This window comes from Syntrophales bacterium (genome assembly GCA_030018935.1).
GTDB lineage: Bacteria > Desulfobacterota > Syntrophia > Syntrophales > CG2-30-49-12 > CG2-30-49-12.
Map to the genome: position 1 here is coordinate 1 of JASEGZ010000060.1, position 10,390 is coordinate 10,390.

General features: G+C 45.6%; 11 protein-coding genes and 1 tRNA gene. All 12 read right to left on the reverse strand.

Translation table 11 applies throughout. The annotated features are described in order from the left end of the window. Positions 1 to 229: 229 nt before the first annotated feature. Entirely contained in the window at positions 230 to 640 is a 411-nt protein-coding gene (locus QMD03_09300) for a ribonuclease HI family protein (GenBank protein ID MDI6777407.1), read from the reverse strand. A gap of 1 nt (position 641) precedes the next feature. Further along, the gene (locus QMD03_09305) at positions 642 to 1,364 is read right to left on the reverse strand and encodes a C4-type zinc ribbon domain-containing protein (protein ID MDI6777408.1); all 723 of its coding nucleotides are present in this window, start codon (positions 1,362 to 1,364) and stop codon (positions 642 to 644) included. A gap of 385 nt (positions 1,365 to 1,749) precedes the next feature. After that, positions 1,750 to 1,822, reverse strand: a tRNA-Ile gene (locus QMD03_09310). A 46-nt stretch (positions 1,823 to 1,868) separates the two neighbouring features. Continuing rightward, entirely contained in the window at positions 1,869 to 3,611 is a 1,743-nt protein-coding gene (gene rpoD / locus QMD03_09315; protein ID MDI6777409.1) for an RNA polymerase sigma factor RpoD, read from the reverse strand. Between the two features lie 37 nt (positions 3,612 to 3,648). Beyond that, the gene (gene dnaG, locus QMD03_09320; GenBank protein ID MDI6777410.1) at positions 3,649 to 5,427 is read right to left on the reverse strand and encodes a DNA primase; all 1,779 of its coding nucleotides are present in this window, start codon (positions 5,425 to 5,427) and stop codon (positions 3,649 to 3,651) included. Positions 5,428 to 5,490: 63 nt separating this feature from the next. Then, on the reverse strand, positions 5,491 to 5,841 hold the full coding sequence (locus QMD03_09325; GenBank protein ID MDI6777411.1) for a histidine triad nucleotide-binding protein: 351 nt from the start codon (positions 5,839 to 5,841) through the stop codon (positions 5,491 to 5,493). A 47-nt stretch (positions 5,842 to 5,888) separates the two neighbouring features. Next, positions 5,889 to 6,653 (reverse strand): 1-(5-phosphoribosyl)-5-[(5-phosphoribosylamino)methylideneamino]imidazole-4-carboxamide isomerase, encoded by a 765-nt coding sequence (hisA, locus tag QMD03_09330; protein MDI6777412.1) that lies wholly within the window; start codon positions 6,651 to 6,653, stop codon positions 5,889 to 5,891. A gap of 114 nt (positions 6,654 to 6,767) precedes the next feature. Next, complete coding sequence (locus tag QMD03_09335) at positions 6,768 to 7,499, reverse strand: hypothetical protein (GenBank protein ID MDI6777413.1); 732 nt, start codon at positions 7,497 to 7,499, stop codon at positions 6,768 to 6,770. A 125-nt stretch (positions 7,500 to 7,624) separates the two neighbouring features. Beyond that, positions 7,625 to 8,212: an imidazoleglycerol-phosphate dehydratase HisB gene (gene hisB / locus QMD03_09340; GenBank protein ID MDI6777414.1), complete on the reverse strand. Its 588-nt coding sequence runs from the start codon at positions 8,210 to 8,212 to the stop codon at positions 7,625 to 7,627. 19 nt (positions 8,213 to 8,231) lie between these two features. Beyond that, the gene (gene hisG / locus QMD03_09345) at positions 8,232 to 9,101 is read right to left on the reverse strand and encodes an ATP phosphoribosyltransferase (GenBank protein ID MDI6777415.1); all 870 of its coding nucleotides are present in this window, start codon (positions 9,099 to 9,101) and stop codon (positions 8,232 to 8,234) included. After that, positions 9,098 to 9,472 carry a phosphoribosyl-AMP cyclohydrolase gene (gene hisI / locus QMD03_09350; protein ID MDI6777416.1) on the reverse strand — a complete coding sequence of 125 codons (375 nt, stop codon included), beginning with the start codon at positions 9,470 to 9,472 and terminating at the stop codon, positions 9,098 to 9,100. The genes hisG and hisI overlap by 4 nt, the downstream gene beginning before the upstream one ends. 310 nt (positions 9,473 to 9,782) lie before the next feature. Further along, positions 9,783 to 10,124, reverse strand: coding sequence for a DUF4258 domain-containing protein (locus tag QMD03_09355; protein MDI6777417.1), 342 nt, complete (start codon positions 10,122 to 10,124; stop codon positions 9,783 to 9,785). Between the last annotated feature and the right edge of the window lie 266 nt (positions 10,125 to 10,390).

The window sequence follows — 10,390 nt, forward strand, 5'->3', positions numbered from 1 at the left end:
TTTTCTGTGGCACTTTCCTTAGGGTCACCCCCAGTCGCCGTTAGCGACCATCCTGCCCTGTGGAGCTCGGACTTTCCTCCAGCCCGGAAAACCGGACCAGCGATCATCTGATCTACTCCAACACCTTAACAGTCTAACACCCAGGTTGAGCTATTCTTCCCTCCTGTCAATTGACAAGTATGACGTCTTTCGATATCTCGAGGCATGATAAAATCGTTACAATTACCGGTCATAATGTTTGCAATGCCTCATCAATGGCTTGATTGGCCAACTTATCTGCTGCTCGATTTTTGTCACGCCTTATATGTTCTATAACATATCCGTCAAAAGAGGCCAGTAATCTTTTGACGTCTCCCATGAGTATTTTCAATTTGTCGTTTTTTACCCGATAGGCGCCGTTGATCTGCTTAACCAGCAATTCGGAATCAAGAAAGATGTGAAGTTGCCTGCAACGCCTCCTCAAAGCTTCTTCCAGACCGATGATCAATGCCCTGTACTCAGCCAGGTTGTTCGTGCACAAACCGAGAAATTTTCTGGTGGTCCCCACAATGTTTCCCTTTTCATCTGTCAGGACGACACCAGCGCCACCGTAACCAGGATTCCCCCGACATGCCCCATCGGTGTAAAGGTTTAATATCAAATTAACCTCTTTTATCCTTATTATACCAGTAGATAATACGGTTGCAATTAGGACAGGATAATAACGCTGAGGACTTTTGTAACTCATTATATAACTGAGGTTGTATATTCATGTGACAGCCGTCGCAAACCTCCTTCCACACCGACACGACAGCCAAACCATTGTTTCTAACTTTGATTGTTTCATATCTCTTGAGAAGGCCATTATTTATCTGCATTCTGAGATCACGAATTTTCTGCTCGCATGATAAAAGGTCAGAATCAAGGGAACGCATTTCCTCCTCAATTTTTCTCTTCTCCTGTTCATATTGCTGCTGATGAGTTTCAAGTTCTCTCTCTTTAGTTTTTAACACGGCCCTGATCCCGTCAATTTCCTCCAGGAGAGAGATAATCTCATCCTCTATCTCAGAGTTTTTCCCCTCGATAATCTCAATTTCTTTCAATATTGCCTGATATTCCCTATTGGTTTTTACTTCGAAGAGACGTTCTTTACTCTTTTTCAGGCTCTCGTTTCCTCTCTTCAGTTTCTCTTCCTTTTCCCTATGCTTCTTATTCAATTCATCAAGTTTCTTCCGCTCTTTCTCTACACACGCATTGAAAGCTCCAAGCGCCTCATCTAATTTTATAATCCGGTTGGGCAACTCTCTATTTTTTGTGATATTTATCCTGCTATTTTCCGTTTCAACTTTTTGCAGCTCTATCAAAATGGACAATTGCTCTCTCAATAATGAACCCCTTTCACCTGAAAATACCCCTCACCCTAACCCTCTCCCACAAGGGGAGAGGGGACTTCCTCCCTTGACGGAATACCAACCCACTTCCCCTCCCTTGATGGGGGGGGTTAGGGGAGGATAATATATTTTCACTCTTCCTTGTGCCGACTCGTCGGCATGGATGTTTCATCTTAAACCGCAAACGTTCAGTTATCAGCTTTCGGTTTTCAGCAAAAATAAAAAGACATAAGGGGAAGTCCCAAAAAAAATGCACCAGCTCAGTGGTGCACTTTCTGTAGAGGATATACTCCTCGCACACTTAAACTTTCATGATGATCTCCTTTCATCATGACTGCAAAATACAACAAGCTGTCCATCCTCCTTCCACCATTACAGGTGGGCCCACCTGGGTTCGAACCAGGGACCTACCGGTTATGAGCCGGTGGCTCTACCAATTGAGCTATGGGCCCTGTTTATCCTATCTTTATTCTCATTTCTTGTCAATATCTAATTTCGCTAATGCTTTGATACTCTTTTTCGGGAAGGATTCCTAAATTTTCCTAAGGTATTAGCCTCAATCTGCCTTGCCCGTTCTCTGGTATCTGTTAGAGTTCTCACTCCCTCTGAGGGGAAATCGGGCCTCTCACTGATACCAAAACGCATTCTGAGCACCTTCTCCTCCCTCGGAGTTAGGGTGGTCAGTATTTTTCTTGTCTGTTCAACAAGATCCATCCTTATCGTCGCGTCTGAAGGAGACATAATCTTCTTGTCCTCTATAAAATCACCGAGGTGACTGTCTTCCTCCTCGCCGATAGGTGTCTCCAGAGATATAGGTTCCTTGGCTATCTTTAAGACTTTTCTGACCTTCTCCAGAGGATACTCCATCTTATTAGCAATCTCTTCAGGGGTAGGCTCTCTCCCCAATTCCTGGACTAAATAGCGGGAAGTTCTGATCAGTTTGTTAATCGTCTCGATCATGTGCACGGGAATTCTTATTGTTCTCGCCTGATCGGCTATGGCTCGCGTGATCGCCTGCCTGATCCACCAGGTGGCGTAAGTGGAAAATTTGTATCCCCGCTGATATTCAAATTTATCCACGGCCTTCATCAGCCCGATATTTCCCTCCTGGATCAGGTCCAGGAATTGCAATCCCCTATTGGTATATTTTTTCGCAATACTGACAACCAGACGGAGGTTTGCTTCAACCAGCCTTCTTTTTGCCGTCTCCGCCTTCCTTTCCCCTTTCTCTATAGAGGCAATCACTTTCTTCAAGAAAGTAACGGGAAGTTCTGTTTCCTCTACAATCTTCTTGATCCTTCTCTTAGCTTCCCTGATAATTATCTCATATTCCTTTAACCTGTCAATAGCGATACCGGTCTCCTTGGCCACCAGTTGCTCTTCCTTTTTTGATGTTTCCATACGAGCCCAGATCTTCTCCATCTGGGTAATGGACATGCCTGTTTCCTCTTTACAAGAGTGAATATCATTTTCCGCCTTTTCTATCTCCGCTGCATAATCCTTGAGTCTTAAAACCAGTCTTTCTACCTGTTTTTTACTGAACCTTACTTTTCTGCACAGATGTATGATGGCCCTTCTGTTCTTTTCCAGTTCCGATTTTATGATAATTCGCTGTTTACCATTAAGCCCCTTTCTCTTTAGCTTCCGCTTGAGGATGTCATTTTTGTTGTCCAGTATCGTTACCTTGCCGAGGAGTTTTAAAACCCTTTCTTGATGTACATCTTCTTCTACAAAGCCATCCTCATCTTCAAGATTATCCAAGACATTCTTTATGCGAAGTTCTCCACTCTTCAATTTCGCACCGGTATCCACCACATCCTTGATGGAAACCGCTGTACTGAAGACGGCGGTCATAACCTCTCTCGCTCCCTCTTCGATCTTTTTCGCGATTTCGACTTCCTCCTTCCGGGAGAGCAGAGATACAAGTCCCATTTCATGGAGGTATATCTTTACCGGGTCACCCGTCTTAACAATGGCGGGCATAAGATCATAGGCACTTGCACCCTTGGTTTCAGGAGTTCCCTCCTCCTCCGTTGTTTTTTTCACGACAAGCTTTTCGCCCTTTTCCGTATCAATAATGTCAATGTTTTTCTCACCGAAGAGCATAATAATGTCATCGATCTTGTCAGAAGAGACGTCAGATGGCAGTAAATCATTGACATCATCATAGGTTAGAAATCCCTTTTCTTCACCCAGTGAGATCAGTTTTTTAAATTCTTCTGCCTCTATTTTTTTCCCCATATTGGTTTCTCCCTGTTCCATTTAAAATTTTATACAATTACAATCTCTGCTCTTCACTTTTTCTTCTAGTAATTTCCTCCAGGAGGCAGCCACATAGCTCCCCATTATTTACCTCCTCAGCCTTTGTAAGTTTCGTTTCTAAAGTTCTGAGTTTTTCCTTATACCACTTCCGTTTGATCTGTTTTATCGTATCGTCAATTAATTGGTCGATTACCTTTTCGTTGTAGGGGCTTTCATCGGCCACTAATTTCAAAAGTCTCCCCCTGAGAGATTCATTACCGAGACGATCTATGATCAGGAAGGTATCCAGACCCCCCATTCCATCCCTATCAGGGGATTCATGCAATAATTTACCCAATGCTCTCAGTTCCTCGTTCATGAAGTAATCGAGGACGCCTGTCTCTACGATGGCAGGAATCTTATCAGGGTATTCCAGCATGATATGAATAAGACTTAACTCCACCTTGTCTGCCTTTGTGCCTTTGTGCCTTTGTGCCTCTGTGCCTTGGTAATTAGAGGGAGTCAAAGAATTACGGACTTCCATCTTCAGAAGTTCCTGATCAATACCGAGTTTTTCCGCCACCCTTTTTATAAAGAGATTCCTCTTAATGGCATCATCAATATTGGCGATAAACGATACGGCCCTATGTACAGCATCGCTGGTATCCTCGATGGTACCCCCTTTCTTGCCTACGATGTTTTCGATATAATAATCAACCATCGTCGGAGCATGGGTAATAATCTCTTCTAAGCTTTCCCTTCCGTATGTCCTAACGTATCTGTCGGGATCGTAATTATCGGGAAGAATGACGGCCTTTGCCCGAATGTTTCCGGCAAGGAATAGTTCGAGGCTTCGTGCCAGGGCCTTTTTCCCTCCTTCATCGGGATCAAATATGGCAACTACATCTCCCGTATATCGCCTGATCAGTCCAATCTGATCCTTCGTTAGTGCCGTTCCGAGAGGGGCAACGACATTGGTAATACCGGCATTCAAGAGGGCAATCAGATCGAAATACCCTTCCACAAGGATGGCATAACCCTTCTTCTGTATGGCTTCCCTGGTTTTGGCAAGGCCGTAGAGATTCTTTCCCTTGACGTACACCGGAGATTCAGGTGAATTGAGATATTTTGGTTCTCCGTCCCCTAAGATCCTTCCGCCGAAAGCGATAACATGACCACCAACGTCTTCTATCGGAAAGATCAACCTCCCCCGAAACCGGTCATAAAGGTCTCCTTCATCTGTTCTGGTAATCAGACCTGCCTGTTCGGCAAGTTTTAAAGGAACCCCTTCCCTCTCCAAAAAATCTCTGAGGTGTCTCCACCCATCCAGGGCAAATCCGAGGCGAAATTCGCCGATGAGGGCGGTATCCTGTATTCCTCTATTCCTTAGATACTCTCGTGCTCCTTTCCCTGCCGGCGAGGAGAGGTTTTTAGAAAAGTATACTGCCGCCATCTCGTTGACCCGGTTGAGCTGCTCCCTGAGACCGATACGTTCCTTTTCCTCACGGCTCATGACCCTCTCCGGGATAACGACACCGGTCTTTCTGGCTAAATACCTTACCGCTTCGGGATAGGAAATATTGTTTATCTTCATTAAGAAGGTAATAACATTACCCGCCTCGCCACAGCCAAAGCAGTAAAATATTTGTTTGTCGTAGTTAATGGTAAATGAGGGGGTCTTTTCCTTATGAAAGGGACAGAGACCACGAAAGTTTCTCCCCACCTTTTTAAGGGTGAGATATTCCGAAATCACACTGACGATGTCTGTCCGGTTCTTTATCTCCTCGATCTTATCTGCTGGAATGTATCCCTTCAACCTACTTTTCCTCAACTTAAGATATGTTGCTTTAATGATTTGTCAACGTGTGATGCTATAAAATCAGACCAGCTTATCCTTGAGGGAAAGTCTTTTCCCGCTTAAAACATGCATGTGAAGGTGGTAGATGAGCTGTCCCCCTTCCTCGTTACAGTTTATCACCGTTTTAAAGCCCCTCTGATCAATGCCCTTAATTCTTGCTACCTCCTGTACAGCAGCAACCATGGCACTTAAGTAATCCATCTCTTCAGCCCCCACATCCAGGATGGTGGGAATATGCTGTTTGGGAACGACAAGGACGTGAACAGGGGCTACGGGATGGATATCATCAAAGGCAACGGTTTTTTCATCTTCGTAAACTTTACTGCAAGGCATAAGGCCATTGACTATTTTACAAAATATGCAGTCCTCCATCTCTTCCTACCTCCACTAAATTTTTCGAGCTGTGCGGTTAGGCTTTTTCACCGCAAAGGCGCAGAGTACGCAGAGATTAATTCCTTTCCCCTGTCCCCTGCCTGTATGGCATCCTCGAGGGATAAGTCCCCCGTGTAAAGGGCCTTACCAATGATAACCCCGGCCACACCGAGATGTTCTATTTCCGTAAGTCTCTCAATATCATGGATACCTGATACACCTCCCGATGCTATTACCGGAATATCGAGAGATTCGGCAAGGTTCTTCGTGGCCTCGATATTGATACCTGTTTCCGTACCATCTCTTTTGATATCAGTATACACGATGGCATTCAGACCATATCCCTCATAACTTCTGGCTATCTCCACCGCGGACTCAGATGTCGTCTCCGTCCATCCCCTGACTGCTACCCGGCCATCACTGACGTCAATTGCGAGAATGATTTTACCCCGGTAAGACTTGCAGGCATCCCTGACAAACGCTCTATCCTTCAAGGCTACCGTTCCTAAGATAACCCAATGAACTCCCATATTGATATAAGTATCAATGGTATTCATATCCCTGATTCCACCGCCAACCTGTATCGGCACCGTGACCTCTTCTACGATCCTGCGGATCACCTCCCGGTTTCGGGGAGAACCGGCGAGGGCGCCATCAAGATCAACCACATGGATGCGTCTGGCTCCCTTTTCCTTCCAGAATCTTGCCATCTCAACAGGATGGTCAGAATATACGGTAACATGCCGGAAGTCTCCCTGAGTAAGCCTTACGCAGGCACCATCTTTTAAATCAATCGCAGGTATGATGATCAACTTTCGACTCCCATCTCGACTCTTATACGTCATACGTCATAAGTCGTACGTCATATGTCCTCGAATTTTTGACTTACGACATATGACATATGACTTATGACTATGTTTTATGACTTACCGCCCCTGGGGAAAGGTTTTCAAGATTTCCTCCATGCCCTCTTTTGTTAATTCCTCTGCCGTTGCCCACCTTCCCCTGTGTTTAAAGAAGGAAGAGATAAGAAAAATATTTTCCAGCAGTGAACTCTGTGTTCTGTCGAACGTGCCCTTCCATACTAATGTTCCGTCGCTAACCTTGACCAGATGGATATCAAAGGCCACCGAGGCGGGTTTTTCAACAGAATAAGGGTATCCCCTTCTCTCTCTGTAGCGGTAGACATATCCGACGACAATTCCATCCACTTCCAGTTCACGGCCAACCTTTTTTAATATCTCAGGAAGGGTTGTCTTGAAGGATTCAGCAGATATACGCCTGTAAATACCAGTTACCCCTTCAGACGGGATGAGATTGAATTTCCTGTGCTCCTCAAGCCACTGAACAAATATACCTTCTGCTACCTTCTCCGCATTCCCTGGAGATTTATCGGTAAGGAAGGTGGCCCCGCACAGGGGACAGCGGACAGTTTTGGAAAATCCCCCCTCACCCCCCTTTTCCAAAGGGGGGCTGGGGGGATTTGGGATTACCTGCTGAAAAGGGACAATGGCAATACGGCGCAGGGCAGGTTTTCCCTCCTCCGTGAGAGGGCTTATCGCATCCCTCCTCTCTTGACAACCAGTGACCACGGAGAGGATAAGACATAAAAAAAAGAGGCCGCCCCCCCGTTTTAAAAAACTGATAAAGCTATCCACGGTTATCCATCCCTTTCCCTCAAGTTAAGTAGGCATTCAGCAGAAAACAAAGTGGATAAAAACAACCGCTGGGAAAATATACGACATACGTCATACGACATATGACGTACGACTATTGTTGTTGTTTAGAGGCTTCCCTTTGTAGACAGTACACCCTTTATCCGGTCGTAGGGGGATGATGCTTCTCTTATGGCGCGGGCGAAGGCCTTAAAGATTGCCTCTGCGATATGATGATTATTCTTGCCATATATGAGATTGATGTGCAGGGTTATTCCACTATGGTCTGAGAAGGATTTAAAAAATTCCCTTAGCAGGGCGGGATCAAAATCTCTGATCTTTTTGTTGCCAAAATCAGCATGGTAAATCAGGTAAGGTCTCCCGGAGATATCCACCGCCACACTGCATAAACTCTCATCCATGGGAATCACCGCTGACCCGTAACGTTCTATCCCTTTTTTGTCACCTAAGGCTTCTTTAGTGGCTTCTCCCAGGCAGATTCCTATGTCCTCGACGAGGTGGTGATCGTCTATGACAGTATCCCCTTTGCTTTTTACAGTCAGGTCAAACAGGCCATGTTTTGCAAAAAGGTCCAGCATATGGTTAAGAAAAGGTATGGTGGTAGTTATTTCACCCCTTCCCCTGCCATTAAGGGTGATCTCCACCGATACCTCTGTTTCGGTTGTTTTTCTGTATGCTTTTCCCATCCGCTTCATAACAACACCATCTTTCCCCTTAGATGACCTTATTCAGGGAATATTCGATAATCCCTTCCGCCCCCGCCTCCTGAAGGAGGGGGATCAAATCTCTGACAGCATTTTTGCCCACGACGGTCTCAACGGCGAACCAATCTTCTGAATGCAAACTGGATATCGTCGGCGCTTTCAGGGAGGGAAGCAAAAGGACAACACGTTCGAGATTTGCCCTGGAAACGTTTAACTTTAAGCCGACCTTACCCATGGCCCCCAGGGAACCGTTGAGAAGTGTCCTTATCTGCTCTATCTTTCGCCGCTTCCAGGGATCCTTCCATGCCCCATGATTGGCAATCAACTGGGTATTGGTCTTCATCAATTCACAAATGATCCTTAACTTGTTGGCCCTGATGGTACTTCCTGTTTCCGTAACCTCCACAATGGCATCCACAAGGCCCTCGACAACTTTGGCCTCCGTTGCCCCCCAGGAAAATTCAACATGAACATTGATGTTTCTCTCCTTGAAATATTTTCTTGTAAAATTAACCAGTTCTGTTGATATTTTTTTCCCCTCTAAATCCTCTATGGAACTGATGGGGGAGTCTTCTCTGACGACCAGCACCCACCTTGCCTCTCGGGGCGATGTCTTTGAGTAAATAAGGTCCTGAACAACAACGACGTCTGAATTATTTTCCATGATCCAGTCTCTCCCGGTAAGACCGATATCAAGGGTTCCATCTTCAACGTACCTTGACATCTCCTGGGCCCTCACAAGGGTGCAGGAAATTTCCTCGTCGTCTATATCGGGGAAATAGCTCCTGCTGTCGTAAGAGATACGCCAGCCCGCTCTTTTAAACAGCTCGATCGTATTTGATTCCAAGCTTCCCTTTGGTATTCCTAATTTCAACTTCATTTATAAACATCCTCCGGGACAAATACCCTTTCTCCCACGGTCTCGACCTTTCCTGCGGACAGTCTTCTGTAGAAACATGACCTGTAACCGGTATGACATGCAGCTCCACCGATCTGTTGGACTTTCAGGAGAATAGTATCGGCATCGCAATCAATTAGGATATCCCTGATTAACTGGACATGACCTGACATTTCACCCTTGTTCCATAAGGCATTTCTCGACCTGCTAAAGTAATAAGCTCTACCGGTTTCGAGCGTTTTTAACCATGCCTCACGATTCATATAGGCCAGCATCAGGACCTCTTCCGTTTCGTTATCCTGAACGATGACCGGTACCAGACCTTCGCCCTTTTCAAAATCAGGCTCAATCATGCCACTCCCTTTGAGTCCTTGGACTCTGACTTCTCAAGTTTGTTGCAAAGCATCTTTTATGCTGTGTTAGCTGAAGTGCCCGCTTAAGCATACTCATAAAGAGGAACTGTCACCACTGGACGGGTCGTTGTTAGCAACAATGCTTCAATCCGACGTACTGTTTCTGGCTTTAGAAGTACGTCCCCGCAAACTGAGCAAACCTCTGCTGGAACGTGATCAATAACAATCACTTGACCATGATAGCGTACGGGGTGCACAATCTGTCGCTCTTCATATTCGCCAGGGCATGTTTCAATACTGCATTTCATCTCTACTGCCTCCTTTGGGTAGGTGTCATCCACTTTGGTGGTCTGGGTTCATAGACCGTAACGATGATAAGCACAGGTCGTGCTGTCGTACACACGATATGTATAGGACGGCCGCTACGTGCAAAACCATTGAGCAGACAACAAGCTCCGCGGCGGTGCCCAGGGTAATTCTCCAAAATTCGGCCTGTAGCAATAGCTTCCATGATTTCATCAAGCGTAATATCCTCTTCAACCATTTCTTGCTGGGCGTGCTGGGTAATGCGAATGTCCTCTGCTGCAGCTTGAGCACGTATCCGCTCAAAAGCTGCCTCCACATCATTAACGTCAACTTCATCAAGTCCCACAACTTTCTTTTCCTCCTAAGGGCATGTCGGCTAACGTTTCTGGTGTTTGTGAAGTTGCCCAAAGGGCAATTTGGGTGAGCATAGCGAACCACAAACATCATGTTGTGCGAAGTTCTGCCTGGTTCCCAATGTATTTATTGTCCGCTTTTCTTGGTTTCCTTTAAATTCTCTCTTCATTCATTAGTTATCATTTACGAGATTTTATAATTCTTTGAGCCAATTGCAAAACTCGACTTCCGAAGGAAGTTGAGACCGCGTAAAGTTCA

Coding starts and splice junctions, on each gene's coding strand:
- rpoD (MDI6777409.1), bottom strand. CDS start 3,611: ATGGGGAAAAAAATAGAGGCAGAAGAATTTAAAAAACTGATCTCACTG.
- QMD03_09325 (MDI6777411.1), bottom strand. CDS start 5,841: ATGGAGGACTGCATATTTTGTAAAATAGTCAATGGCCTTATGCCTTGC.
- hisB (MDI6777414.1), bottom strand. CDS start 8,212: ATGAAGCGGATGGGAAAAGCATACAGAAAAACAACCGAAACAGAGGTA.
- hisG (MDI6777415.1), bottom strand. CDS start 9,101: ATGAAGTTGAAATTAGGAATACCAAAGGGAAGCTTGGAATCAAATACG.
- hisI (MDI6777416.1), bottom strand. CDS start 9,472: ATGATTGAGCCTGATTTTGAAAAGGGCGAAGGTCTGGTACCGGTCATC.